The following is a 25,423-nucleotide window of genomic DNA, read 5'->3' on the forward strand; positions in this document are numbered from 1 at the left end:
CGGCCTCGCGGACCAAGGTGGACGAGATGCGCGAGCTGCTGGACGGGGTGCGCTATGCGCCCGTCTCGGCGCGCTACAAGGTCTATATCATCGACGAAGTGCACATGCTCTCGACGGGCGCCTTCAACGCGCTCCTGAAGACCCTGGAAGAGCCGCCGCCGCACGCCAAGTTCATCTTCGCCACCACCGAGATCCGCAAGGTGCCGGTGACCATCCTGTCGCGCACCCAGCGCTTCGACCTGCGCCGCGTCGAGCCGGAGGTGATCGTCAGGAACCTGGAGATGATCTCCGAGGCCGAGGGCGCTCGCGTCGAGGCCGACGGGCTGATGCTGATCGCCCGCGCCGCCGAGGGCAGCGTGCGCGACGCCCAGTCGATGCTCGACCAGGCCATCGTCCAGGCCGAGCCCGGCCAGACGGTCACCGCGGCCACCATCCGCGACATGCTGGGGCTCGCCGACCGCGCCCAGACGATCTCGCTGTTCGAGCAGGTGATGCGCGGCGAGGCGGGGCCGGCGATCGAGACCTTCCGCACCCTCTACGGCTACGGCGCCAATCCCGACCAGGTGATGCTGGACCTGCTGGACCACTGCCATGGCGCCTCGGTGGCCAAGGCCATCGGGCCGCAGGCGCTGATTATGCCCAAGGACCAGGCGCAGCGGCTGGCGGCGGTGGGGGCGGCGGTCTCGGCCGGGACGCTTTCGCGGCTGTGGCAGCTCACGCTCCGGGGCTACGAGGAGGTGCGCCGCGCGCCGGACGCGGCGGCGGCGGCCGACATGGCGCTGATCCGCCTGGCCTACGCCGCCGACCTGCCGGGGCCGGAGGAGGCCTTGAAGCGCTTGCAGGCGGGCGATGCGCCGGCGGCGGGGCCGGGGCCGGCCGGTGGGGCCTCGGGCGGTCAGCCTTCGCCGACGGGGTCGGCTTCGGCGCGGCAGGCGGGCGGGCCGACGGTGGCGCGGGGCTTTGCGGCGCCGCAGCCGCAGGCGTCGAACGAGCCGGTGGCGGTGCTCAACACCTTCGAGGACATGCTGGCCCTGATCGAGAAGAAGCGCGACATCGCGCTGAAGCTCGACGTGGAGCGCTATGTCCGGCCGATCAGCTTCCGGCCGGGCGCGATCGAGTACGAGGCCGCGCCCGGCGCGCCCAGCAACCTGGCCCAGCGCCTGGTGGGGCGGCTGAAGGACTGGACCGGCGAGCGCTGGCTGATCGCGGCCCAGGGCGGCGGCGGGGCCGAAAGCCTCTGGGAACGCCAGAAGCGCGAGGAGCGCGAGGTGCGCGCCCAGATCGAGCAGGACCCCTTCGTGGTGGCGGTTATGCAGACCTTCCCCGGCGCCGAGATCGTCGGCATCCGCAAGATCGCCGAAGCCGAAGCCCCGGAAGGCTCGGCCACCGAGACCGAGGACGACGACGATGAGGATTGAGGGCGAAGCCCTCTGTTTCACCACCAAGACCACCAAGGACACCAAGGGCGGGCCTGCTTGCAAGCTTGGTGATCTTGGTGGTCTTGGTGGTTCGATGGCCGCCTGTGGCGGCCTAGGGTGAAAGGCTTGCACACATGAAAGATCTCGCCGGCCTGATGAAGCAGGCCCAGGCCATGCAGGAGAAGCTGGGGCAGGCCCAGGCGGAGCTGGAGCAGCTCGTGCTGCTGGGCCAGGCCGGCGACGGCATGGTCAAGGTGACGCTGAAGGGCACGGGCCAGATCGTGCGGGTCGACATCGACGACAGCCTGATGGTCCCGGGCGAGGCGGACATGGTGGGCGACCTGGTCGCCGCCGCCCACGCCGACGCCAAGCGCCAGCTCGACGCCCGCTCGGCGGAGCTGATGCAGAAGGCGGCCGGGCCGCTCGCCGGCATGCCCGGCATGCCGAAGTTCTAGCTTGGCCGCCTCCGCCGGACCCGAGATCGAGCGGCTGATCGGCCTGCTGTCCAAGCTGCCCGGCCTGGGGCCGCGGTCGGCGCGGCGCTCGGCCCTGGCGCTGCTGAAGCGGCGCGACCAGCTCCTGGTCCCCCTGGCCGACGCCCTGGCCGAGGCCGCGGCGCGGGTGAAGGTCTGCGCGACCTGCGGCTCGCTCGACACCCAGGACCCCTGCGCGATCTGCGCCGACAACGGCCGCGACGGCGCCCTGATCTGCGTGGTCGAGGAGGTGGGCGCGCTCTGGGCCATGGAGCGGGCGAGCGCGTTCCGGGGCCGCTATCACGTGCTGGGCGGGCTGCTGTCGGCCCTGGACGGCGTGGGCCCCGACGCGCTCAGGGTCAACGGCCTGGTGGCGCGCGCCTCGGACGGCGCGGTCCGTGAGGTGATCCTGGCGCTGCCCGCCACCGTCGACGGCCAGACCACCGCCCACTACCTCGCCGACCGCCTGGCCGGCGCCGGCGTCTCGGTGACCATGCTGGCGAGGGGCGTGCCGGTGGGCGGCGAGCTCGACTGGCTCGACGACGGGACCATTGCGCAGGCGATGAGGGCGCGCAGGCCGGCGTAGGCGCCGTACGCTCCTCACCCGAAGGGAACACTTCGGGGGAGGGGGACCGCGGAACGCGGTGGAGGGGGCGCAAAGCGACAACCTCGGAGACTGGGGCCTTGCGCCCCCTCCGTCTCGCGCTTGCCGCGCGATCCACCTCCCCCGTCCTCTTCGGGTCGGGGGAGGAGCGCGCTGGCCCCGACTCACCGCTTGCGCTAAGAACGCAACATGAACGGGTACCTGCTTGCCACGCTGGCGTTTGCTCTCACCACCGCAGGCGCCGTCGCCTGGGCGGTGAAGGAGCGGATGCGGGCGGCCGCGGCCGAGATGCGGGTCGGCATGATGCAGGAGCAAGCGGACCTGGTGGCCGCCCAGCTCACCCAGTCGGCGACCGGCGTGGCCGAGGCGATCCTCAAGAAGAACGAGGAGGCGATCGCGGGCCGCGAACGGCTCGCCCAGGCCCGGCTGGAGGCGCAGCTCAAGCCGGTGGCCGAGAGCCTGCAGAAGTTCCAGGAGCATGTGGCCCTGGTGGAGAAGAACCGGGTCGAGGAGACCGGCGGCCTGAAGGAACAGATCGCCCAGCTCCTGACGGCCTCCACGGCGACGCAGGACGAGGCGCGCAAGCTCTCCGCGGCCTTGCGGCGCGGCGCGGGCGTACAGGGGCGCTGGGGCGAGCAGACCCTGCGCAACGTGCTGGAAGCCGCCGGCCTGTCCCACCGCTACGATTTCGAGGAACAGACTTCTACCGACACCGAGGAAGGCCGCCGGCGACCGGACGTCACGGTGAAGATGCCGGGCGGCGGCCTGTTCGTCATCGACGCCAAGTGCTCCCTCAACGCCTTCCTGGAGCTGCAGGAGGCCACGGATGACGCCGCGCGCGAGAGCATCGGCCTGCGGCATCTTCAGAGCGTGCGCGGCCATATCCAGGGCCTCTCGGCGAAAGCCTATTGGGACCAGTTCAAGAACTCCCCCGACTTCGTGGCCATGTTCGTCCCCCTGGATTCGGCCCTGGCGGCGGCCCTGGACCGCGCGCCGGACCTGATGACGGAAGCCATGGACCGTCGGGTGGTGATCGTGACCCCCACAACGCTCTTCGCGCTGTGCAAGGCCGTGGCCTATGGCTGGCGGGCGGAAGAGCAGGCGGCCAACGCCCAGAAGGTCGTTGAGCTGGGCCGCGAACTCTACAAGCGCATCGCCGTGATGGGCGGCCATGCCGCGGCGGTCGGCAAGTCGTTGGAGCAGGCGATCGGACGCTACAATCAGTTCGTCGGCTCGCTGGAAACCCAGGTCCTGACGCAAGCCCGCCGCTTCGAGGAGCTGAAGGTGGATCACGAAGGGCGCGACATCCCGCAAATCGAGCCCCTGAACGCCGCGGTGCGCCCGCTCGCCAAGCTGTCGCCGGAGACCCCGCCGCAGGTGCGCCTGGTGGCGGGCGACGAGGGGTAGTCCTGCGGTGAGGCCATTGGCCGACCTTGACGCTCGGGTATAGGGCCCTTACCTCGCCGCCATGGCCGTGCGTGAGATCCTGATTGTCCCCGATCCGATCCTGAAGAAGGTGTCGGCGCCCGTGGCCGCGGTCGACGACGAGCTGCGCGCGCTGATGGACGACATGCTCGAGACCATGTACGCCGCGCCCGGCATCGGCCTGGCGGCGATCCAGGTGGGCGTGCCCAAGCGGGTGATCGTCATGGACCTGGCGCGCGAGGGCGAACCCCCTGCGCCGCAGTATTTCGTGAACCCCGAGATCCTCTGGGCCTCGGAGGAGACCGCGCCCTACGAAGAGGGCTGCCTGTCGGTGCCTGAGATCTACGACGAGGTCGAGCGGCCGGCGCAGGTGAAGCTGCGCTACATGAACTACCAGGGCGAGACGATCGAGGAGGACGCCGAGGGCCTGTTCGCCGTCTGCATCCAGCACGAGATGGACCACCTGGACGGCGTCCTGTTCATCGACCACCTGTCGCGCCTGAAGCGCGAGCAGGCGGTGAAGAAGGTCAAGAAGCAGGCCAAGGCGGCCTAGGCTTCCACCTCAGGGTGTCATCCCGGTCTTTGCCTGCGGCGAAACCGCGATGACAGCCCCTGTCAGTGCGTCACCTTGTCCTTGGCGTGATCGACGGCGGCGTCGGTCTTGGCGGCGGCCTTGTCGGTCCCGGACTTGATGTCCGCAGCGGCCTTCTCGGTCCCGGCCTTCAGCTTGTCGCCGGCTTCGCTGGCGCCGGCCTTGAGCTTCTCGCCGGCCTGGTCGGCGGCGACCTTGGTCTTGGCGGCGGCTTCCTCCGTGCCCTGCTTCAGGTCCGAGCCGAGCTGTTTGGCGGCCGGCGCGTTGGCGACGTCTTTCACGGCCGAGGCGGCGTCGGAGCCGACAGCCTTGAGGTCCTGGCCGGTCTTCTCCTGGGTCGACTTCGAGCAGGCGGCCAGCGCCAGGCAGGCGCTGAGCGCGACGATGGCGGTGAGGGTGCGCATGGCAGGCTCCTATTCGGTCCGCCAACCAACGGCCAAGCTTGCCTCGTGGTTCCGCGGCCTTTGCGTTCCGCGCCTTTGCGGGCGGCCCGGCGGCGGGTAGAGCAACGGCCATGCGGATCGCCTTCCTGGGAACCCCCGACTTCGCCCTGGCCGCCCTGCGCCGCCTGGCGGCCGCCGGGCACGAGATCGCCTGCGTCTACTCCCAGCCGCCGGCCCCGCGCGGGCGCGGCCAGGCGCTGAAGCCGTCGCCGGTGCACGCCTTCGCCCTGGAGCACGGCCTGCCGGTCAGGACGCCCGCCTCCATGCGCGATCCGGCGGAGATCGCGGCGTTCGCAGCGCTGGAGCTCGACGCGGCCTGCGTGGTGGCGTTCGGCCAGATCCTGCCGGGCGCGGTGCTGGAGGCGCCCCGGCTGGGGTCCTTCAACCTGCACGGCTCGCTCCTGCCCCGCTGGCGCGGCGCGGCCCCGATCCAGCGCGCGATCATGGCCGGCGACCTGCTGACCGGCGTCGAGGTCATGCGGATGACCGAGGGGCTGGACGAGGGGCCGGTGCTGGCCAGCGAGACCCTGCGCATCGGCCCGCTGGACACCGCCGGGACCCTGCACGACCGGATGGCCGCGGTGGGCGCGGAGCTGCTGGCGCGGACGCTGGTCGACATCGAGGCCGGGACCGCGATCGAGACGCCGCAGCCGGAAGAAGGCGTCACCTACGCCAAGAAGATCGGACCGAAGGTGGCGCGGATCGACTGGGCCAAGCCCGGCCGGCAGGTCGACTGGAAGATCCGCGGCCTGTCTCCGTCGCCCGGCGCCTGGTTCCTGCTGCCCACCGACAAGGGGCCGGTGCGAGCCAAGGCCCTGCTCTCGGCCTTCGAGGACCTGGATGGGCCGCCGGGCCGGGTGCTGGACGACCGCCTGCTGGTGGGAACGGGCGCGGGCGCCGTGCGCCTGCTGCGGCTGCAGCGCGAGGGTCGCGGGCCGCAGGACGCCGAGGCCTTCCTGAACGGCCAGGCGGTGGCGGCCGGGACGCAGCTCGGCTGATGCCCCGCTTCCGGCTCACCCTCGAATATGACGGCGGCCCCTATAACGGCTTCCAGGCCCAGGCCGACCAGCCGACGGTGCAGGGGTCGCTGGAGCGGGCGGTGGCGGCCTTCTGCGGCGAGGTCGTGCGCGTCCACGCGGCCGGGCGCACCGACACCGGCGTCCACGCCACCGGCCAGGTGGTCCACATCGACCTGGCGAAGGACTGGCCGGCGGAGACCGTGCGCAATGCGCTGAACGCCCACCTGCGTGGCGAGCCCATCGTGGTGCTGGATGCGCAGGTCGCGCCGGAGGGCTGGCACGCGCGGTTCTCGGCGACCGAGCGGCGCTACCGCTACCGCATCCTGAACCGGGTCGGCCCGCCGGGGCTGGAGCGCGGCCACGTCTGGCACGTCAAGGCGCCGCTGGACGCGGGCGCCATGCACGCCGCGGCCCAGGCGCTGGTCGGGCTGCACGACTTCACGACTTTCCGCGACGTGGCCTGCCAGGCGAAGTCGCCGGTGAAGACCCTGGACGTGGCGACGGTGCGGCGCGAGGGCGACGAGGTGGTGCTGGTGTTCGAGGCGCGCTCCTTCCTGCACCGCCAGGTGAGGTCGATGACCGGCTCCATCGCCGAGGTCGGCCTGGGGCGCTGGACGGCGGAAGACCTGAAGGCGGCCCTGGAGGCCAAGGACCGGCGCGCGTGTGGGCAGGTTGCGCCGGCGGACGGGCTCTATCTGACCGGCGTGAGTTACGAAGAATAGATCCCTTCTCCCCTCGCCGGAGAAGGTGTCGCCCGAAGGGTGACGGATGAGGGGGAGCATCGGCGTTAGCGGGCTCCGACGCCCATATGTCACCAGGCTACTGCCCCCTCATCCGACCGCTTCGCGGCCACCTTCTCCCGCGAGGGGAGAAGGAGCTACGCTTCCCTGAACGCCAAGAAATACCGCGCGATCAGGCGTTCGTAGACGGCCTGGAGCTGCAGGATCTCGGCGACGGGCGCGCGTTCGTCGACCTGGTGCATGGTCTTGCCGACCAGGCCCAGCTCGACCACGGGGCACAGCGCGCGGATGAACCTCGCATCCGAGGTGCCGCCGGAGGTGGAGAGCTCCGGGTCGCGGCCGGCCACGTCGCGGACGGCGGCGGCCACCACGTCGGTGAAGGGGCCGGGCTCGGTGAGGAAGGCCTCGCCGCTGATCTGCGGGACGACCTGGATGGAGCCCTGGAAGCCGCGGGCCTCGGCTTCGGCCTCGCCGGCGATCCAGGCGGCCAGGTCCTCGCCGGTGTGGTTGGGGTTGAAGCGGATGTTCAGCCTGGCCCTGGCGACGCCCGGGATGACGTTGGCAGCCGTGTTGGGCACGTCGATCTGGGTGATCTCCAGGTTCGACGGCTGGAACTCCGGATAGCCGCCGTCCAGCTTGCGCTCCTGCAGGCGCAGCAGGAGGCGCAGCAGAACCGGCACGGGATTGGCCGCGCGCTGCGGATAGGCCACGTGGCCCTGCACGCCGGTGACGGTGATCTCGGCGTTGATCGAGCCGCGGCGGCCGACCTTGATCATGTCGCCGAAGGCCTCCGACGACGTGGGTTCGCCGACCACGCAGTGGGTGATGGGCTCGTCCTCCAGGTCGAGGGCCTCGACCACCATCTTGGTGCCGTGGGTGGCCACGCCCTCCTCGTCGCCGGTGATCAGGAAGGAGAGGGAGCCGGTGACCTGGCCCGCGGCGATGGCCTTGGCCGAGGCGGCGGCGAAGGCGGCGATGGCCGACTTCATGTCGACGGCCCCGCGGCCCACCAGCACGCCGTCGACCACGGCCGCGTCGAAAGCGCCCGAGGTCCAGGCCGCCTCGTCGCCGGTCGGCACCACGTCGGTGTGTCCGGCGAAGCAGAGGTTCGGGCTCGCGGTCCCGTAGCGGGCGTAGAGGTTCTCGATCTCGCCGAACTTCATGCGGCGGCAGGCGAAGCCCAGGCCCGTCAGCGTCTGCTCGACGATGTCCATGGCGCCGGCGTCCGCGGGCGTCACCGAGGGCGCGCGGATCAGCTCTTTGGTCAGGTTGATCGCGTCGATCAAGCTCGCCTCCGGCGTGGTGTTTGATAGGTTGGGGGACCCTCCTAGACCGGAATGAACCCGTGCCCAAGATCGACATCGATGCCGCGCCCACCCGGTTCGGGACCGGCTATCCGCCGCCCTATGACGCGCCGTGCCAGCGGCGCAAGCGCTGGAAGCTGGGCGACGCCGCCGGCCTGACCCAGTTCGGCGTCAACCTGCAGCGGCTGGCGCCCGGGGTCTGGTCCAGCCAGCGGCACTGGCACACGGCGGAGGACGAGTTCGTTTGGGTGGTCTCCGGCGAGGTGGTGCTGGTCACCGACGAGGGCGAGCAGGTGCTGCGCGCCGGCGACTGCGCGGGCTTCCCGGCCGGCGCCCCCAACGGCCACCATCTGCAGAACCGGTCGTCCGTAGAGGCCGTGCTGCTCGAGGTAGGTTCGCGGCGGGAGGACGAGGACGCCTGCGACTATCCGGACATCGACCTGACCCTCGGGACAGGAGAGTTGGAATACCGGCACAAGGACGGAACGCCCTATGTCGACGCCCGGACCGCGCGGAGCCGGTAGCCAAGATCCTCCCCCTGAGGGGAGCATCTAGTCCCGCAGCAACTCATTGATGCTGGTCTTCGAGCGGGTGCGTTCGTCGACGGTCTTCATGATCACCGCGCAATAGGTCGACGGCAGGGTCGGGTCGTGCGGGTTGGGGCGCGAGCCGGACATGATGACGGAGTAGGGCGGGACCTCGCCGGTGATGGTCTCGCCGGTCTTGCGGTCGACGATCGGGGTGGTCGAGGTCAGGTAGACGCCCATGGAGAGCACGCTGCCCTCGCGCACGATGACGCCCTCGGCGACCTCGGAGCGGGCGCCGATGAAGCAGTTGTCCTCGATGATCGTCGGGTTGGCCTGCAGGGGCTCCAGCACCCCGCCGATGCCCGCGCCGCCGGAGATGTGGCAGTGCTTGCCGATCTGGGCGCAGGAGCCGACCGTGGCCCAGCCGTCGACCATGGTCCCCTCATCGACATAGGCGCCGATGTTGACGAACGAGGGCAGGGCGACGACGCCCTTGCCGAGGAACGAGCCCTTGCGGATCAGGCTGCCGGGGACGGCGCGGAAGCCCGCGGCCTCGAACCGTGCGGCGTCCCAGCCGGTGGTCTTCATCGGGACCTTGTCCCAATAGGGACCGGGCGTGTCGGAAGAGGTCAGGGCGTTGGGGGTCAGGCGAAAGAACAGCAGGATCGCCTGCTTGGCCCACTGGTGGGTGACCCAGGCGCCGTCGGCCTCGCGGCTGGCGACCCGCAGGGTCCCCGCGTCGAGGCGCTCGATGGTTTCCAGCACCGCCTCGCGGACCGGGCCCTGGGTCTGGTGGCTGATCGCCTCGCGGTCCTCCCAGGCGGCCTCGATGACGCTCTTGAGGTCGGAATGGTCGGGCATCAGGCGGCTTCCTTGAGGCGGGCCTGCGCCAGGAAGGGCGCGAGCTTCGCGGTCTTGTAGCGGACAAACGGAGCGGTGGAGGCCTCGGCGTGCGGGCCCACCAATATGGTGGTCATGCCGAGTTCGGCGGCCGGCGCCAGGTTGCGTTCGGAGTCCTCGAAGAAGGCCGCGGCGGCCGGGTCGATGCCGTGGGCGGCGTTGATCTTCTCGAAAGTGGCGCGGGCGGGCTTGGGCACATAGTCGGCCGAGCCGATGTCGAAGATGTCGTCGAAGAGGTGCGTCAGGCCCAGCCGCCCGAGCACGCGCTCGGCATGGACGGCGTCGGCGTTGGTGAAGATCAGCCGCCGGCCGGGCAGGCGCTCGATGGCGGCGACCAGCTCCGGGTCGTGGGCGAGGGCCTCCAGCGACATGTCGTGGAAGATGGTGTGGAAGTCCGCCGGATCGACGCCGTGGTGCTCGACCAGGCCCCCCAGCGTCAGGCCGTAGTCGGCCAGATACTGCTTCTGCAGGCGGTAGGCGTCGTCGCGCCCCAGGCCGGTGACCTTCTGGACGTAGGCGGTCATCCGCCGCTCGATCTCGCCCATGAATCCGGATTCGGCCGGATAGAGGGTGTTGTCCAGGTCGAAGAGCCAGGTGTCGACGTGTCTCAGGTCGGCGATCATTCGCAGACCAGCGTGCCCGCCCCGTGCTCGGTGAAGAGCTCGACCAGCATGGCGTGGGGCTTGCGGCCGTCGAGGATGACCACCGCGCCGACGCCGGACTCGACCGCGGCGATGGCGGTCTCCAGCTTGGGGATCATGCCGCCGGTGGCGACGCCGTCGGCGATGGCGGCCCGGGCCTCGGCGAGCGTCATCTGGCGGATCAGCTCGCCGTTCTTGTCCAGCACGCCCACCACGTCGGTGAGCAGCAGCATGCGCTTGGCGTTCAACGCGCCGGCCAGGGCGCCGGCCACCGTGTCGGCGTTGATGTTGTAGGTCTGGCCGTCCTCGGCGACGCCGATCGGCGCGATCACCGGGATGTAGTCCTCGTCGGCGTAGATCAGGGCCTCGATCAGCTTGGGGTCGACCCGCTTGGGGTCGCCCACGAAGCCCAGGTCCACGGCCTTCTCGATGTTGGAGTCCGGGTCCTTCTTGGTGCGCGTGACCTTCTCGACGGTGATCAGCCGCGCGTCCTTGCCCGACAGGCCCACGCCGCGCACGTCGGCCTCGCGACCGGCCAGGGTGATCCAGTTGGCGATCTCCTTGTTGATCGCGCCGGAGAGGACCATCTCGGCCACCTCCATGGTCGCCGCGTCGGTGACGCGCAGGCCGTCGATGAAGGTGGACTTGACGCCCGCGCGCTCCAGCATGGCCGAGATCTGCGGCCCGCCGCCGTGGACGATCACCGGATGCAGGCCCAGCATCTTCAGGAGCACCGCGTCGGCGGCGAACTGCTTGGCCACCTGCTCCTCGCCCATGGCGTGGCCGCCGTACTTGATGACCACGGTCTCGCGGTCATAGCGCTGGATGTAGGGCAGGGCCTCGGCGAGCGTCCTGGCGGTCGCCCATCCCTGCTCCGGGCCGGCCTGGCCCTGGCTGTCGTCCACCTTGGAGGAATCGGGGGGCACGGGGCGCGTCTCGGCTCTTCGAAGTTCGGAGCGCTCCGATAGCGGACGCAGGGGCGCCTGTCACCTTCGGCGGCGGCGTGGCGGGCGCGGCTACAGCGGCCTGGCGACGGCCTGGATGAGTTTCATCAGCTCCGCGGTGTCCTGCGGCTGGGCGCGCGGGGTCAGCAGGCGGGGCGCGATGCGCAGGGCGACCAGGGGCGTGTGTCCCGCGTAGGCCAGCGACCATTGCGGAAAGCGGCGCTCGCCCCGGGCGGCCTCCTCCAGCACCGTCACCCGCCAGTGGCGAGGGTCGCGGAAGATGCTGGCCATCACCGCATCGACCGCCGCCGCCGGCCCCTCAAGGACCTGCGCGAAGTGCTCGTCGCTGGAAATCAGGGCCCCGGTGAGGTCCAGGGCGGCGTTGCGGGCGCGGGCGACCCGGGTGATCGCCTCAACGTCGGGGCCGTCGTGCGGCCAGGGGGCGGCCTTGGCGCTGACATAGAATACCGACTTCAACATCCTGGCTCGACGCCCCCTCCGACGGCCGGCCGACTCGCCTGCCGTTCCGGTTGTTTTTTCTGCACGCATTGATTGAATCGTGGAAGGCGTCAGTTCGTCCCGGCGCCCTGTTCCCGGCCGGCCGCCGTGCTAAGCCTTGGGGCAGGGCTTTAGAGGGGGATGAACATGCGGATTGCGGGTGTCGTGGCGGCGGCCGTGGCCGGGGTGGCGCTGGCGACCGGGGCGTGGGCGTCGGGGGCGCAGGCGCGCACCGTGATCGTGACGGCCGACCGGCTGCTCGACGTAGCCACCGGCAAATATGTGGAAAAGCCCGCGGTGCTGATCACCGACGGGCGGATCGAGGCGGTGCAGGCGCAGGGCCGCGCCGACTATCCGGCCGGCGCCGAGCGGGTCGACCTGCCGGGCGTGACGCTGCTGCCCGGCCTGATCGACATGCACGTGCACCTGACGTCCTCGCCGCTCTACGGCGGCTACAACCGCCTGCAGTTCACCGACAGCTTCTGGCCGGCCATCGCCACGGCCCACGCCAAGGCGACGGTGGAGGCGGGCTTCACCACGGTGCGCAACGTGGGCTCGCGCAACTTCGACGACGTGGGGCTGATGCAGGCGATCGAGGCGGGCTATGTCGAGGGGCCGCGGATCGTGCCGGCGGCCTACGCCATCGGCTCCACCGGCGGGCACTGCGACTCAAATTCCTTCCCGCCCTCGATGCGCCAGAAGGGCGATGCGGTGATCGACAGTCCCGACGAGGGCCGCAGGCGCGTGCGCGAGATGCACAAGTACGGCGCCCAGGTGATCAAGATCTGCGCCACCGGCGGGGTCTTCAGCCACGGCGACACGCCCGGCGCCCAGCAACTGACCCTCGAGGAGATCCGGGCCATCGTCGACGAGGCCCACGCCACCGGCATGAGGGTCGCCGCCCACGCCCACGGCGCCAGCGGCATCAAGGCCGCGATCCTGGGCGGGGTCGACACCATCGAGCACGCCAGCCTGGTCGACGACGAGGGCATCAAGCTCGCGGTCCAGAAGGGCGCCTACTTCGGCATGGACATCTACAACACCGACTACACCCAGGCCGAGGGCAAGAAGAACGGCGTGCTGGAGGAGAACCTGCAGAAGGACCGCGACATCGGCGACATCCAGCGCGAGAACTACCGCAAGGCGCTGAAGGCCGGCGTGAGGATGATCTTCTCCACCGACGCGGGCGTCTATCCGCACGGGACCAACGCCAGGCAGTTCGCGGTGATGGTGCGCTATGGGGCGACGCCGCTACAGGCCATCCAGAGCGCGACGCTCACCGCGGCCCAGGCGCTGGACCGGGTGAAGGACGTGGGCCAGGCGACCCCCGGCCACTATGGCGACCTGGTGGGCGTGAAGGGCGATCCCCTGAGCGACGTGACCGTGCTGGAGCATCCGGTGTTCGTGATGAAGGGCGGGGAGGTGGTGAAGCGGGTTCCGTAGCCTCCTCTCCCCAGCGAAGCATGGGGAGAGGGTAGGGTGAGGGGCGGCTCGTGAAGCGCTGATCCGCCGACGGTCGGGCGAGGGCCCTCGGGCGACCCCGGGCGAGACTGACGGGACCCAGCCCCCCCTCACCCTACCCTCTCCCCTCGCGCTTCGCGTCGGGGGAGAGGAGGCTTAGATCGAGCGCGCCACGACCTCTTTCATGATCTCGGACGTCCCGCCGTAGATCCGCTGGACGCGGGCGTCGCGCCAGAGGCGGGCGATGGGGTACTCGTTCATGTAGCCGGCGCCGCCGTGCAGTTGCAGGGCCGCGTCGCAGACTTCCCATTGCAGCTCGGTGTGGAAGAGCTTGGCGGCGCTGGCTTCGGCGGCGGTGAGCTTCTTTTCCAGGTGGCGGGCGATGCACCAGTCGAGGTGCGCCCAGCCGGCCTGCAGCTTGGCCTTCAGCGCGCCCAGGGTGAAGCGGGTGTTCTGGAAGTCGAACACGGTCTGCTTGAACGCCTTGCGCTCCTTGGTGAACTTCACCGCCTCGTCGAAGGCGCGTTGCGCGCCCGCTTGGCCGGCGATGGCGATCTGCAGCCGTTCCTGCGGGAGCTGGTTCATCAGGTAGGCGAAGCCCTTGCCCTCCTCGCCCAGGCAGTTGGTGATCGGCACGCGGACGTCCTCGAAGAACAGCTCCGAGGTGTCGGCGGAGTTCTGGCCTACCTTGTCGAGGTTGCGGCCGCGCTTGAAGCCGGCGCGGTCGCCTTCCACCAGGATCAGCGAGATGCCCTTCGAGCCCAGGGTCGGGTCGGTCTTGGCGACCACCACGATCAGGTCGGCGCTCTGGCCGTTGGTGATGTAGGTCTTGGAGCCCGAGACGACGTAGTGGTTGCCGTCGCGCACGGCGGTGGTGCGCACGCCCTGCAGGTCGGAGCCGGCGCCCGGCTCAGTCATGGCGATGGCGGTGATCACCTCGCCGGAGACCATCCCCGGCAGCCAGCGCCGCTTCTGCTCCTCGGAGCCGTAGTTGATGATGTAGTCGACGACGATGTCGGACTGGAGCGTGATGCCGGCGCTGGAGCCGGCGTAGGAAAGCTCCTCGCCGATCACGGTGTTGTAGCGGTAGTCGGCGCCCAGGCCGCCGTATTCCTCGGGAACCTGCGGGCAGAGCAGCCCCGCCTCACCGGCCGCCAGCCAGAAGCCGCGGTCCACGACACCTTCCTCTTCCCAGCGGTCGAGGTTCGGGATCAGGGCCTTGTCGTAGAACTTCCGGACCTGGTCGCGGAAGAGGTTCAGGTCTTCGTCAAAGACGGTGCGGGTGTCGGTGTTCAGCATGGCGACTTCCTAGCGCGATGACGCGAGGTCCGCCTAGTCCCGCCGTCGCGGGCGTCAGTGGGCCTTGGGCAGCAAGGGGTCGTTCGAGCCGAACTGCGGCGACCAGCCATGGATCTCCGCCTTCATGATCCCGGCCTTTACTGCCGGGTCGGCGGCTAGGATGGCGCGAGCGGCCTCGGCGTCGGCGGCGTGCAATATGGCCATACCGCCGTCGGCGTCGAGCAGCGGGCCGCCGGCGACCAGGCGCCCATCAGCGGCGAGGCTGGCCATGTACTTGCCGTGTGGGGCCAGCGCCTGCTGGCCCGCCGGCACACCAGGCTTCCAGGCGGGGCCAGGGCTGTAGATGAACAGGAACAGGGGCTGGTTCGGCTGGGCCTGCGCGGCTCCGGCCGTCGCCAGCATCGCGGCGGTCAGGATCGCGGCGAGGGTGTTCTGGGCCATGGGTTCCTCCCGAAGGCGAGGGTACCACAACGTGGCCTAGATGGCGCAGGCGGCGACGATCTCGGCCCGCAGTTCGGGGATGCCGGTTCCCTTTTCCGAGGAGGTGGCGAGCACCCGGGGGAAGGCGGCGGGGCGCTTGGCGATGGCGGCGAGGGTGCGGGCGGTGACGGCCTCGACCTCGGCGGGCTTCAGCTTGTCGGACTTGGTCAGCACGATCTGGTAGGAGACGGCGGCCAGGTCGAAGGCGTCCAGCGCCTCGGTGTCGACGTCCTTCAGCCCGTGGCGCGCGTCGATCAGCAGATAGGCGCGCTTCAGGTTCGGCCGGCCGCGCAGGTAGTCGCGGCCGAGGTTCTGGAACTTCTTCACGTCGCCGCGGGACGCTCGGGCGAACCCGTAGCCGGGCAGGTCGACGAGGCGCAGCTTCTCGTCGGCGACGAAGAAGTTCACCTCCCGCGTCCGGCCCGGCGAGTTGGACGCCCGCGCCAGATGCAGGCGCCCGGCGACCGCATTGATCAGCGTGGACTTGCCCACATTGGAGCGGCCGGCGAAGGCCACTTCCGGAAGGTCCGCGGGCGGCAGGCCAGCGATGGCCACGGCCCCCATCATGAAGGTCACCTCGTGGGCGAAGAGGACGCGGGCGGCCTCCAGCTCCTCGGCGGTGAAGTCGTCGCTCACCCGCCGCCAGCCTTGCCGGTCAGGCGCGCGAGCGCGCGGTCGATGGGGTTGTCCACCTTGAAGCGGCGCATCATCACGTACTGCTGCAGGGTCGTCAGCACGTTCGACCAGGTCCAGTAGATCAGCAGGCCCACGGCGAAGGGGGCCATGATGAACATGAAGATCAGCGGCATGAACTGGAAGATCCGCTGCTGGGCCGGATCGACGCCCGTCTGCGGGGTCATCGAGGTGGTCAGGAACATGGTGAAGCCGTAGGCCAGGGGCAGGATGCCCAGGTGCAGGCTGGTGTCGAGGATCGGCCCCAGCAGCGGCAGGTGCGCGGGATTCCAGGGGATCAGGCCGAACAGGTTCCAGATGGTTGTCGGGTCGCGCGCCGACAGGTCGCTGAACGCCAGGAACGGCGCATGGCGCATCTCGATGGAGATGTTGAGCACCTTGTAGAGCGAATAGAACACCGGGATCTGCAGGAGGATCGGCAGGCAGCCGGCCAGCGGATTGACCTTCTCGCGCTGGTAGAGGGCCATGATCTCCTGCTGCTGTTTGGCCGGGTCGTCCTTGTAGCGCCGGCGCAGGTCCTCCATCAGCGGCTGGACCTTCTTCATCTTGGTCATCGACTCGTACTGCTTGTTGGCGATCGGGAAGAAGGCCACGCGCACGCAGACGGTGAGCAGCAGGATGGCGACCCCGAAGGTGCCGACCTGGTGGAAGATGAAGGTCAGGAAGGTGTAGATCGGCCGGGTCAGGAAGAAGAAGAACCGGCCCCAGTCCACCGCGTCGTCGAAATGGGCGATGCCGAGGGACTTCTGATAGGCCTGCAGCAGGGGGACGGTCTTGGCGCCGGCGAACAGATGCTGGGTGACCGTGACCTGGCCGCCGGGCGCGATGGTGCGCGCGGCCCCGGTGTAGTTGGCCTCGTAGACATCGACATTGCCCGCCTTGGCGTCGCGGTAGACGGCGTGCACCTGCTCGCCCGCGTCCGGGATCAGGGCCGCCAGCCAATATCTGTCGGTGATGCCCGTCCAGGCGCCCGCGGAGTTGAATTCCTGGGTCGAGCCGCCGTTCTTCGACAGGTCCTTGTAGGTGAAGGCCCGCACGTGGCCGTCGAGGTAGCCGATGGCGCCTTCGTGCACGACGCCCGACTTGGCCACGTCGGGAGGCACGCCCTGGCGCTGCACGGTGCCGTAAGGCGCGAGCGTCACCGGGATCGGCCCGGCGTTGGCCACCGTGTCGGTGACGGTGAACATGTAGTTCTGGTCGACCGCGATCCGGCGGGTGAAGCTGAGGCCCTGGCCATTGTTGTAGGTCAGCGTGACCGGCGCGCCGGGGGCCAGCGTCGAGCCCTCCGCCAGGGTCCAGTTCGTGGTGGCGCCGGGCAGGGCGGGGACGTTCTGGCCGACCCAGCCGAAGTCGATGAACCAGGGGAAGGGCGCGCCTTCCGGCCGCAGCATCTCGACGGGCGGCGAGCCCTTGTCGGTGGTCTGCCGGTACTTGGTCAGGAACAGGTCGTCGAGGCGGCCGCCGCGCAGGGAGATGGAGCCCTTCAGCGCCGGGGCGGCCAGGGGCACGCGGGGCGTGGCCGCCAGCGCCGCGGCGCGGGTGACCGCCGGCGGGGCGTTCAGGGCCGGCGCTCCGGGCAGGAGCTGGGCGGCCGCGGCGGGCGGGTGGGCCTTCAGCTCGGCGGCTTTGCGCTTCTGCGCGGGCTCGAGCACGAACATCTGATAGACGATGAACAGTGCGAGCGCACACACGAGGAAGATGATCGTGTTGCGGCTGGAATCGTCTTGCATGGGAACGGGCGCGGTCCGGTAAGGAGAGAGGCCCTTAGGATTGAGGGCGGTCGCGGTCGGCGGCGAGCCTTATCAGCGCGCTTTTCACATCGTCAAGCAAACGCGGCCAAGGGCGCGTCGTCACACCGCCGCGTGCGATGAATACATAGTCGAAACCTGGGGACGCCAGCGCCGGAAGCAAGAGGCGGGCGGCCTCCCGCAATCGCCTTTTCGCGCGATTGCGCTCCACGGCCCCGCCGATCCGCTTGGTGGCGGTGAAGCCGGCCCGGACCAGCGGCGTCTCGTCGCGGGGCCGGGCCTGGACCAGCACGGCGCCGCGGGCGCAATAGGGGCCCTGCGCGCAGGCCAGGAAATCCGGGCGCTTCTTGAGGCGTTCGATTTTAAGAGGGGCGTCGGACACTCCGACACCATACCGCAGTCAGGTCTTAGGCGCCCAAACCTAGGCGCTGAGCCGCTTGCGGCCCTTGGCGCGGCGGCGGGCCAGAACCTTCTGGCCATTCTTCGTGGACATGCGCAGGCGGAAGCCGTGGCGGCGGGCGCGAACAAGGCGCGACGGTTGAAAAGTCCGCTTCACGGGGAGCTCCGGGGTCGAAAATCGAGCGGCGGTGGATAGGGGAAGAGGCGGGGCGTGTCAACCGCCGTGGCCGCTTCATTCCCCCAGAGTCAGCACCACCGGCCCGCGCCGAGTGGCCACCAGGGTGTGCTCATACTGCACCGTGGGCGTCCCGTGCGTGGGGCGAAGCGTCCAGCCGTCGCCGGTCTCGTCGACCCAGTCGTCGCCCAGCGACAGGAAGGGCTCGATGGTGAAGACCAGGCCTTCGTCGATGCGGCGGCGGTCGCCGGGCTCGTTCCAGGTGGGGATTTCCCTCGGCTCCTCGTGCAGGGCCGCGCCCACGCCGTGGCTCGCGAGGTTCCGGATCAGGCTGTAGCCGTTGCGGTCGGCGAAGGCCTCGATGCTGCGGCCGATGGCGCCCAGCTCGCCGCCGGCGCGGACGGCGCGGATGCCGGTCCAGAGCGCGCGGCGGCCGTCGCGGCACAGGCGCTCGACCCTGGGGGCGACCGGCGGCACGGCGAAACTCGCGCCGGTGTCGCCGAAGAAGCCGTCGATCTCGGCGGAGACGTCGATGTTGACCAGGTCGCCCGCGGCGATGGCCCGGTCGTCGGGGATCCCATGCGCCACGTCGGGGCCGATCGAGATGCAGGTCGCGCCCGGGAAGCCGTAGGTCAGCTCCGGGGCCGCGCGGGCGCCTTCCAGTTCCAGCAGGCGGCGGCCGATGGCGTCGAGCTCACGCGTGGTGATGCCGGGTTCCAGGGCCTCGCCCATGGCTTTCAGCGTCTGGGCGACGACCCGGCCGGCGATTTTGAGCTTTTCGAGTTCGTCTTCGCTGCCGATGGTCATGCGCCTTTGGCCCCAAGGGAGCATCCTTGGGATGCCTCCCGTCCTTAGATTTCACGGATGATGGGAGCCTTCGGGCCTGGGCAAGTCAAGGAGCGGCCGCTGGCCGCCCGCGTGGCGGCGCGCGTTCCGCGCGTCCTTGAGTTGCCCAGGCCCGAAGGCATGCTCGCCGCCATGAAATTTAAGCTGGGGTGTGACGGGACGTGACTCTCCCTCCAACCGCTCATTCCCGCGAAAGCGGGGACCCAGGTGTTTTGTGTTCGGGAGCTTGGACTGGCACGGCTCGCGGCGTTGCTCTGTAGCTACGAAAAAAGCCTGGGTCCCCGCTTTCGCGGGGATGAGCGGAGGGCGAGCTAGATCGTTAGAGATCCGGCCGCACGATGGTCTTGCCGATCACCTTGCGGTCGGCCAGCGAATCGAAGGCCGCCCGCCAGTCATCCAACGCATACTCGGCGTCCACCCTGGGCTTCACCTTGCCTGCCTCGGCGAGCTTCCAGATGGCGTCGTTGTTCTCGCGGCCCTTCTGCGGGAACTGGCGGCCGTATTCGCCGGCGCGCACGCCGATCACCGAGAAGCCCTTGATCAGCGCGATATTGACCGGCAGCACCGGCAGCCGGCCGGAGGTGAAGCCGATGGACAGGATCCGGCCGCCGAAGGCGATGCAGCGGAGGCTCTCGTCGAAGACGTCGCCGCCGACGGGGTCGTAGATCACGTCCGCGCCGCGCCCGCCGGTGATCTCCTTGACCCGCTCGCGAAAGCCCTGGGTGACGTTGGCCGTGGCCTCGGGGGCGTATTCCCGGGCGATGACGTCGAGCTTGTGGTCGGAGGCCGAGGCCGCGATGACCCGGGCGCCCATGATCCGGGCCAGGTCCACGGCGGCCAGGCCCACGCCGCCGGCCGCGCCGTGGACCAGCACCCACTCGCCGGGCTGCAGCCGCGCGCAACGCTCGAAGGCGACGTAGGCCGTCAGATAGGCCACCGGATAGCCGGCCGCCTGGCTGAAGGTCAGGGTGTCGGGCTTCCGGCGCAGGCCCGCGGCCGGGAGCACGGCGTATTCCGCCATGCCGCCGCGTCCGCCGCCGCAGACCGGATCGCCGGGCGCAAGGCCCTCCACGCCATCGCCCAGGGCGTCGACTTCGCCGGCCAGCTCCATGCCGGGGATGAAGGGCACGGGCGGCTTGTGCTGATGCTCGCCGCGGGTCTGCATCAGGTCGGGGAAGTTCACCGCCGCGGCGCGGACGCGGATGCGGACCTCGCCGGGGCCGGGCTGCGGCATGGGGACCTGCTTGACCGCGCAGCCCTGGTAGTCGGGCGCGAGCCGCTCCACGACCAGCGCCTTCATCAGGTGATGCGGCCTTCGTAGCCCTCGCGCACCAGGCCCGCGACCTCGCGGCAGGCGACGTCGGCGCAGGGCACCGCGCCGGTGAAGGCGGTGAAGGCGTGCGCCAGGCCGTCGTAGCAGCGGTAGATGACCGGAACCCCCGCCTCCTTCAGCCGCCGCGCATAGGCCTCGCCCTGGTCGAGCAGGGGGTCGAAGCCGGCGGTCACGACCACGGCGGGCGCCAGGCCGGACAGGTCCGGGGCCCTGAGGGGGGAAAGGCGCGGATCGGCCGGGCTGTCGCCCGGGCCCATGTAGTGGCCGGCGAACCACTCCAATGTGGACCGGGTCAACGGGAAGGCGTCGCCGTAGGTGGTCATGGACGCGCTTTCGCAGACCACCTCGACCCAGGGATAGATCAGGAGCTGCAGGGCGGGCTGCGGCTCGCCGGCCTTCTTCAGTTCCTGGCAGACGACGGCGGCGAAGTTGCCGCCCATGGAGTCGCCGCCGATGGCCGCCTGGGCCGGCGGCGCGCCGAAGCGCTGGGCGTTGTCGCGGGCCCAGCGGTAGGCGGCCAGCACGTCTTCCAGCCCCGCCGGGAAGCGATGCTCCGGCGCCAGGCGGTAGTCGACGGAGAGCACCGGGCCGCGCGCGGTGTGGGCCAGGATCGAGCAGAAGGCGTCGCAGGTCTCCAGGTCGCCGATCACCCCGCCGCCGAAGTGGGCGAAGACCATCAGGGGCGCCTGGGCGTCCTGGTTGTCGGGCCGGTAGACGCGGGCGGGAATGTCGCCGCCGGGGCCCGGGAGGCTCAGGGCCTCGGTGCGGACGCCGGGCTCCGGGTCGCCGCCGGTGACGGCCAGGCCGATGGCGCTGGCCTGCCGCGCCTCCTCGGGCGTGAGGGTGGTCATCGGCGGGGCGCCGCGCGCCTGGGCGGCCAGGTACTGCAGCCGCGGGTCGAGCGTGCGGCCGCCCTGGTAGACCACGCCGCCGCCGGCCATCAAGCGGAGCATGGGAATCGGCAAGCTCAGCAGTTTGCGGACCATCATGCGTTGGGTGGCGGGGCTGGTCATGGCTAGCCGTGGGCCTTGGGCAGGCCCTTCAGCCCGCTCAGGATCATGGTGACGGCGAACTCGGCCGCGCCCTTGGTGTCGACCGGGCGGCGCTCCAGCATCTTGTCGCCGACCTCGCGGGCGATGGCGATGCAGGCGGCGGCCATGTAGTCCGGGTCGGCGAAGGGCCCCTTGCGGCGGGCGATGTCCTCGGCGAGGGCGTCGCGGATCTCGGCGAAGACGGCGGCCATCTCCGGGGTCTCGCCCTGGACGTGGGGATGCGGCTCGCCGGCCGGCCGGCGCTCGATCCAGGTCCGCTGCTCCTCGGCGATGAAGTCGAAGTAGGCGGCGATCGCCTTGCGCACGAAGTCCTCGAAGGAATAGCCCTTGCCGCGCAGGCCCTTCAGGATCGGGGCGAAGCGGCGCGCGCCGTCGTCGGCGAGGGCGGCGAACACTTCCTCCTTGGAGCGGTAGTAGTTGTAGAAGGTGCCGGCCGCGAGGCCGGTGCGGCGGATGATGTCGCGCACCGTGGCGGCCTCGTAGCCCAGCTCCCCGAACACCTCGCGTGCGGCGTCGAGGATCGCCTGGCGATTGGCGACCTTGGTCTGCTCGCGCTTGCCGGAGATGAGGTAGGCGACCTGGGACATGGACAGCTTTGCTGGGACTCAAAAGTGACGCGTGTCACTCTACGGTCGCTGTCGAGGAAAGCAAACCTTCCTCTCTCGCGAAGCGGGAGAGGGGGACCGTTCCCCGAAGAGGGAATGGTGGAGAGGGAAAGCGGCAGCGCCGAGCTCGTGGCTTGCCCTTCCCACCATCGGCTCTCCGGCCGATGGTCCCCCTTCCCAAAATTGGGAAGGGAAGAGGGTCTAGACCGTCCGTTGCGCCCGGTCCTTCTCGTTGGCGGAGCGGATGGATGAGCGGGCGGCTTCCCATTCGGCGTCGCCCCAGGCGGCCAGGCGGGCGAAGCCGCCGCCGCCGCGCAGGTGCGAGCCGCCGTCGATGGCGATGGTCTGGCCGTTCACATAGGCCGAGCCGGGATCGAGCAGGTAGACGGCCAGGTTGGCCAGCTCGCGCATCTCGCCGTTGCGGTCGAGCGGGATGGTCGGGTCTTTCTTCTCGGACTCCGTGCCCGAGCCCGGGTTCAGCCGCGCCCAGGCGCCTTCGGTCGGGAAGGGGCCGGGCGCGATGGCGTTGAAGCGCAGGCCGCGGTTGCCCCACTCCACGGCCAGCGACTGCGTCATGACGTTGAGGCCCGCCTTGGACATGGCCGAGGGCACCGTGAACGGCCCGCCGTGCCAGACCCAGGTGGTGAGGATCGAGACCACCGAGGCGTGCTTGCCCTCGGCCAGCCAGCGCTTGCCGCACTCCTGGGTCACGAAGAACGAGCCGCGGAAGACAATGTTGGCGATGGCGTCGAAGCCGCGGGGCGAGAGGTCCTCGGTGCGGCTGATGAAGTTGCCGGCGGCGTTGTTGACCAGGCCGGTCAGCGCCCCGCCGTCGGCCCAGACGGTGTCGACCATCTCGGCGATGGCCTCGGGCACACGGATGTCGCAGGCTAGGCCTACGCATTTGCCGCCGTGCGCATCCGTCAGATCCCTGGCGGCTTCCTCGACCACGCCGCCGCGTCGGCCGCAGATATAGACCTCCGCGCCCAGCATCAGGCAGGCCTCGGCCATCACCTTGCCCAGGCCGGTGCCGCCGCCGGTGATCAGGATCCGCTGGCCCTGCATCAGGCCGGGGCGGAACATCAGGTCGTCCATCGCGAGCTCGGCCATGGCCGCATCCTCCCTGGTTTCTCCGGGCAGCGAAGCGCCCTGACCTAGGGTCGGTCAAGGCGCAGGCTTTCCCAACCACCGCTCATCCCCGCGAAAGCGGGGACCCAGGTTTTTTATGTGTTTCGGACGGTTGGAGACCCTGGAGGCGCATCGACTCAGTAACAAAAACGCCTGGGTTCCCGCTTTCGCGGGAATGAGCGGAGCTTTTTACGCGCCGACCCGCTCGATCATCGCCTTGGCGGCGGCAGGGGCGCGGACCTTCCCCTCGTGGATGACGAAGGCGTAGACGTCGCGGGGCTTCACCGGCGCGGGCGTCGCTGCGTCGGCCATCGGCAGGTCGGAGGGCGCGCCGCCCGCGGCGTAGGTCTTGAAGCGCTCGACCCAGAGGTCGAGGTCGGCGGGCTTGTAGGCGGTGGGGACGTCGTCGGAGCCGGTCTGCAGGCGGGCGTAGACCACATCGCCGCTGACGTCGGGGATCATCGGATAGGTGAAGTGGTCGGCCAGGCAGATGGTCGCGCCGTACTTGCGGGCGAGCGCCACGAAGGCCGGGTCGACGAAGGTCGGGTGGCGCACCTCCAGCACATGGGCCAGCGGCAGGCCGTCCTGCGTCGCGGGCAGCAGCTTCAGGAAGCCTTCGAAGTCGTCCGGATCGAACTTCTTGGTGTTGGCGAACTGCCAGAGGATCGGACCAAGCCGGTCGCCGAGTTCTGAGAGGCCCTGGTTCAGGAATTTGCCCAGGCTCTCGGCGCCGTCGGCCAGCACCTTGCGGTTGGTGCAGAAGCGCGAGGCCTTGACCGCGAACTTGAAGCCGTCGGGCGTGGCCGCCCGCCACTTGGCCCAACTGTCCGGCTTGAAGCTGGAATAGTAGGTGCCGTTGATCTCGATGGCGGTGAGCTTGGAGGCTGCATAGGCGAGCTCGTCGGCCTGCTTCAGCCCCGGCGGGTAGAAGACCCCGCGCCAGGGCTCGAAGGTCCAGCCGCCGATGCCGAGGCGGATTTTTCCGGCCGCCATGGCGCTACTTCCGCAAGGCCGCGGTCTTGTCCCGCGCCGCCTTGAACTCCGAGCCCGGCTTCCATTCCGGCCACTCGCGCGAGTTGGCGAGCTGGGTCCCGAGGTCGTAGAGGATCGCCAGGTCCTGGCTCATGCCGGTCAGGTCCCAGTTGGGATCGAACTCGTCGGCGGGCTGGTGGTACTTGTCGCGGGTGTAAGCCTCCGACGCCGCCCTGCCGGCCGCGACGCCGCCCTTCACCAGGTCCTGGCCGGAGTGGAAGCTGAGCGCCGGCACCCCCTGCTTGGCGAAGGAGAAGTGGTCGGAGCGGAAGAAGCTGCCGGCCTCCGGCCGCGCGTCGGCGGTGAAATAGCGGCCGTGGTCCTTGCCGACGCGGATCAGGTCGTCCTGCAGGGTGAGGCCCGCGTCGCCGGAGACGCTGATGTCCTTGGCCGGGCCGTTCACGGCGCCGCCATCGGTGTTGATGTTGGCGACCGTGGTGGCCAGCGGATAGAGCGGGTTGGTCGCGTAGTACTCCGAGCCCAGCAGGCCCTTTTCCTCGGCGGTCACCGCCATGAACTGCACGGTGCGTTCGGTGCGCGGGGCGCGCGCGAAGGCCCGCGCCATCTCGATCATGCCGGCGACGCCCGAGGCGTTGTCGACCGCGCCGTTGTAGATCCGGTCGCCCCTGGCGTCGGGCAGGCCCACGCCCAGGTGGTCCCAGTGGGCGGAGTAGATGACCCGCTCGTTCGGATGCTTGGTCCCCGGCAGGACGCCCACCACGTTGTGCGAGATCACGTGCTTGGCCTCGACCTTGAACGCCGTGGACATGGTGACACCCTTCAGCGTCACCGGCTTGAAGTCGCGGGTCTGGGCCTGTTTCTTCAGGGCCTCGAAATCGAGGCCGGCCTGCCTGAAGAGGTCCACCGTCTGGTCGCGCTGGATCCAGGCCTCGATGGGGGCGTGGACCTTGGACGGGTCCTTGCGGATGATGTCGAAGACCGCGTTGGTGTTGGAGTTCTTGACCGTGTTCCAGCCGTAGCTGGCCGGGCCGGTCTCGTGGATCACGATGAAGCCGAGCGCGCCCTGGCGGGCGGCCTCCTCGTACTTGTAGGTCCAGCGGCCGTAATAGGTCATGGCCTTGCCGCCGAAGTCTCCCTTGCCCGTCTCGTAGTCGGGGTCGTTGACCAGGACCAGCGCCAGCTTGCCGTGCAGGTCGACGCCCTTGAAGTCGTCCCACTTGCGCTCCGGCGCCTTGACGCCATAGCCCACGAAGACGACGGGGATGTCCTTCAGGTCGATGTGGTCGACGCCGGTCTCGGGCGCGCGGATGGCGATCTCGACGCCCTGCTTCCAGCTCTGGGCCGCGCCGCCCGCCTTCACGGTGAAGGCCACCGGGCCCTTGATGTCGAACTCGGCCAGCGGGACGTCCTGGGTCCAGGCGCGGCCGGTCTTGGTCTTGTCGCCGCCGGGCTGCAGGCCCACGGCCTTGAACTCCTTGGTGATGTAGGCGACCGACTTGACCTCGCCGGGCGTGGCCGGCCCGCGGCCCTCGAAGGCGTCGGACGACAGCACCTTGATATGTTCGGAGATCAGCGCCGGGTCGATCTTGGGGTCGGCGGCTGGGGCGGCGAAGGCGGTGGTGGCGAGAGCGCAGGCGGCGACGCTCAGGAGAAGCTTTTTCATCGATCACTCGGCAAGGGGAA

At 70.0% G+C, this 25,423-nt stretch carries 28 protein-coding genes; 9 read left to right on the top strand and 19 right to left on the bottom strand.

Features of this window, described 5'->3' with window-relative positions; translation table 11 throughout:
* From dnaX to VNW53_RS07650, 5 genes are all read left to right on the top strand, one after another.
* On the top strand, window positions 1-1,418 hold a 1,418-nt coding region (gene dnaX, locus VNW53_RS07630; RefSeq protein ID WP_325554711.1), incomplete at its 5' end, for a DNA polymerase III subunit gamma/tau.
* 134 nt (window positions 1,419-1,552) lie between these two features.
* Window positions 1,553-1,873, top strand: coding sequence for a YbaB/EbfC family nucleoid-associated protein (locus VNW53_RS07635; protein WP_325554712.1), 321 nt, complete (start codon window positions 1,553-1,555; stop codon window positions 1,871-1,873).
* Between the two features lies 1 nt (window position 1,874).
* Complete coding sequence (gene recR, locus VNW53_RS07640) at window positions 1,875-2,477, top strand: recombination mediator RecR (RefSeq protein WP_325554714.1); 603 nt, start codon at window positions 1,875-1,877, stop codon at window positions 2,475-2,477.
* Window positions 2,478-2,684: 207 nt separating this feature from the next.
* Window positions 2,685-3,902, top strand: a complete 1,218-nt coding sequence (locus tag VNW53_RS07645) for a DNA recombination protein RmuC (protein WP_325554715.1) — start codon at window positions 2,685-2,687, stop codon at window positions 3,900-3,902.
* Between the two features lie 61 nt (window positions 3,903-3,963).
* Entirely contained in the window at window positions 3,964-4,473 is a 510-nt protein-coding gene (locus VNW53_RS07650; protein ID WP_325554716.1) for a peptide deformylase, read from the top strand.
* Window positions 4,474-4,535: 62 nt separating this feature from the next.
* Here VNW53_RS07650 and VNW53_RS07655 read toward each other — a convergent pair whose 3' ends face one another.
* Window positions 4,536-4,916, bottom strand: coding sequence for a cell surface protein (locus VNW53_RS07655; protein ID WP_325554717.1), 381 nt, complete (start codon window positions 4,914-4,916; stop codon window positions 4,536-4,538).
* Window positions 4,917-5,026: 110 nt separating this feature from the next.
* On the opposite strand from VNW53_RS07655, the gene fmt reads away from it, so the two are divergent.
* Both fmt and truA read left to right on the top strand, forming a co-directional pair.
* A complete protein-coding gene (gene fmt, locus VNW53_RS07660) occupies window positions 5,027-5,953 on the top strand; it encodes a methionyl-tRNA formyltransferase (RefSeq protein WP_325554719.1) in 927 nt (308 codons plus the stop codon).
* A complete protein-coding gene (gene truA / locus VNW53_RS07665) occupies window positions 5,953-6,696 on the top strand; it encodes a tRNA pseudouridine(38-40) synthase TruA (protein ID WP_325554721.1) in 744 nt (247 codons plus the stop codon). The genes fmt and truA overlap by 1 nt, the downstream gene beginning before the upstream one ends.
* Window positions 6,697-6,851: 155 nt before the next feature.
* Here truA and dapE read toward each other — a convergent pair whose 3' ends face one another.
* Window positions 6,852-8,000 carry a succinyl-diaminopimelate desuccinylase gene (dapE, locus tag VNW53_RS07670; RefSeq protein ID WP_325554723.1) on the bottom strand — a complete coding sequence of 383 codons (1,149 nt, stop codon included), beginning with the start codon at window positions 7,998-8,000 and terminating at the stop codon, window positions 6,852-6,854.
* Between the two features lie 59 nt (window positions 8,001-8,059).
* Here dapE and VNW53_RS07675 point away from each other — a divergent pair, with 59 nt between their 5' ends.
* On the top strand, window positions 8,060-8,542 hold the full coding sequence (locus tag VNW53_RS07675; RefSeq protein WP_325554725.1) for a cupin domain-containing protein: 483 nt from the start codon (window positions 8,060-8,062) through the stop codon (window positions 8,540-8,542).
* Window positions 8,543-8,569: 27 nt separating this feature from the next.
* Here the strand turns inward: VNW53_RS07675 and dapD are convergent, their stop codons facing one another.
* From dapD to VNW53_RS07695, 4 genes are all read right to left on the bottom strand, one after another.
* Window positions 8,570-9,406 carry a 2,3,4,5-tetrahydropyridine-2,6-dicarboxylate N-succinyltransferase gene (gene dapD / locus VNW53_RS07680; protein WP_325554726.1) on the bottom strand — a complete coding sequence of 279 codons (837 nt, stop codon included), beginning with the start codon at window positions 9,404-9,406 and terminating at the stop codon, window positions 8,570-8,572.
* Window positions 9,406-10,068, bottom strand: coding sequence for a pyrimidine 5'-nucleotidase (locus tag VNW53_RS07685; protein WP_325554730.1), 663 nt, complete (start codon window positions 10,066-10,068; stop codon window positions 9,406-9,408). Before VNW53_RS07685 ends, dapD begins: the two co-directional genes overlap by 1 nt.
* Entirely contained in the window at window positions 10,065-10,991 is a 927-nt protein-coding gene (argB, locus tag VNW53_RS07690; RefSeq protein WP_325554802.1) for an acetylglutamate kinase, read from the bottom strand. Before argB ends, VNW53_RS07685 begins: the two co-directional genes overlap by 4 nt.
* Before the next feature lie 111 nt (window positions 10,992-11,102).
* Window positions 11,103-11,510, bottom strand: coding sequence for a BLUF domain-containing protein (locus VNW53_RS07695; RefSeq protein ID WP_325554732.1), 408 nt, complete (start codon window positions 11,508-11,510; stop codon window positions 11,103-11,105).
* 159 nt (window positions 11,511-11,669) lie between these two features.
* Here VNW53_RS07695 and VNW53_RS07700 point away from each other — a divergent pair, with 159 nt between their 5' ends.
* Window positions 11,670-12,971 (top strand): metal-dependent hydrolase family protein, encoded by a 1,302-nt coding sequence (locus VNW53_RS07700; protein WP_325554733.1) that lies wholly within the window; start codon window positions 11,670-11,672, stop codon window positions 12,969-12,971.
* Between the two features lie 174 nt (window positions 12,972-13,145).
* Here VNW53_RS07700 and VNW53_RS07705 read toward each other — a convergent pair whose 3' ends face one another.
* The 13 genes from VNW53_RS07705 to VNW53_RS07765 all read right to left on the bottom strand — a co-directional run bounded on the left by VNW53_RS07705 (window position 13,146) and on the right by VNW53_RS07765 (window position 25,403).
* On the bottom strand, window positions 13,146-14,288 hold the full coding sequence (locus VNW53_RS07705) for an acyl-CoA dehydrogenase family protein (RefSeq protein ID WP_325554735.1): 1,143 nt from the start codon (window positions 14,286-14,288) through the stop codon (window positions 13,146-13,148).
* A 54-nt stretch (window positions 14,289-14,342) separates the two neighbouring features.
* The gene (locus VNW53_RS07710) at window positions 14,343-14,729 is read right to left on the bottom strand and encodes a YciI family protein (RefSeq protein WP_325554737.1); all 387 of its coding nucleotides are present in this window, start codon (window positions 14,727-14,729) and stop codon (window positions 14,343-14,345) included.
* 36 nt (window positions 14,730-14,765) lie between these two features.
* On the bottom strand, window positions 14,766-15,404 hold the full coding sequence (gene yihA, locus VNW53_RS07715) for a ribosome biogenesis GTP-binding protein YihA/YsxC (protein ID WP_325554738.1): 639 nt from the start codon (window positions 15,402-15,404) through the stop codon (window positions 14,766-14,768).
* Complete coding sequence (gene yidC, locus VNW53_RS07720; RefSeq protein ID WP_325554740.1) at window positions 15,401-17,191, bottom strand: membrane protein insertase YidC; 1,791 nt, start codon at window positions 17,189-17,191, stop codon at window positions 15,401-15,403. Before yidC ends, yihA begins: the two co-directional genes overlap by 4 nt.
* A gap of 34 nt (window positions 17,192-17,225) precedes the next feature.
* Complete coding sequence (rnpA, locus tag VNW53_RS07725; protein ID WP_325554742.1) at window positions 17,226-17,591, bottom strand: ribonuclease P protein component; 366 nt, start codon at window positions 17,589-17,591, stop codon at window positions 17,226-17,228.
* 39 nt (window positions 17,592-17,630) lie between these two features.
* Window positions 17,631-17,765, bottom strand: coding sequence for a 50S ribosomal protein L34 (gene rpmH, locus VNW53_RS07730; RefSeq protein WP_111457208.1), 135 nt, complete (start codon window positions 17,763-17,765; stop codon window positions 17,631-17,633).
* 75 nt (window positions 17,766-17,840) lie between these two features.
* A complete protein-coding gene (gene map / locus VNW53_RS07735) occupies window positions 17,841-18,590 on the bottom strand; it encodes a type I methionyl aminopeptidase (RefSeq protein ID WP_325554744.1) in 750 nt (249 codons plus the stop codon).
* 358 nt (window positions 18,591-18,948) lie between these two features.
* Window positions 18,949-19,929, bottom strand: a complete 981-nt coding sequence (locus tag VNW53_RS07740) for an NADPH:quinone oxidoreductase family protein (protein ID WP_325554746.1) — start codon at window positions 19,927-19,929, stop codon at window positions 18,949-18,951.
* A complete protein-coding gene (locus tag VNW53_RS07745; RefSeq protein ID WP_325554747.1) occupies window positions 19,929-20,975 on the bottom strand; it encodes an alpha/beta hydrolase in 1,047 nt (348 codons plus the stop codon). Before VNW53_RS07745 ends, VNW53_RS07740 begins: the two co-directional genes overlap by 1 nt.
* A 2-nt stretch (window positions 20,976-20,977) precedes the next feature.
* Window positions 20,978-21,601, bottom strand: a complete 624-nt coding sequence (locus tag VNW53_RS07750) for a TetR/AcrR family transcriptional regulator (protein ID WP_325554749.1) — start codon at window positions 21,599-21,601, stop codon at window positions 20,978-20,980.
* A 219-nt stretch (window positions 21,602-21,820) separates the two neighbouring features.
* Window positions 21,821-22,729 carry an SDR family oxidoreductase gene (locus tag VNW53_RS07755; protein WP_325554750.1) on the bottom strand — a complete coding sequence of 303 codons (909 nt, stop codon included), beginning with the start codon at window positions 22,727-22,729 and terminating at the stop codon, window positions 21,821-21,823.
* Between the two features lie 207 nt (window positions 22,730-22,936).
* Window positions 22,937-23,740 carry a DUF72 domain-containing protein gene (locus VNW53_RS07760; RefSeq protein WP_325554752.1) on the bottom strand — a complete coding sequence of 268 codons (804 nt, stop codon included), beginning with the start codon at window positions 23,738-23,740 and terminating at the stop codon, window positions 22,937-22,939.
* 4 nt (window positions 23,741-23,744) lie between these two features.
* Window positions 23,745-25,403, bottom strand: a complete 1,659-nt coding sequence (locus VNW53_RS07765; protein WP_325554754.1) for a M28 family metallopeptidase — start codon at window positions 25,401-25,403, stop codon at window positions 23,745-23,747.
* Between the last annotated feature and the right edge of the window lie 20 nt (window positions 25,404-25,423).

This window comes from Phenylobacterium sp. (assembly GCF_035569475.1).
Taxonomy (GTDB): Bacteria; Pseudomonadota; Alphaproteobacteria; order Caulobacterales; family Caulobacteraceae; genus Phenylobacterium.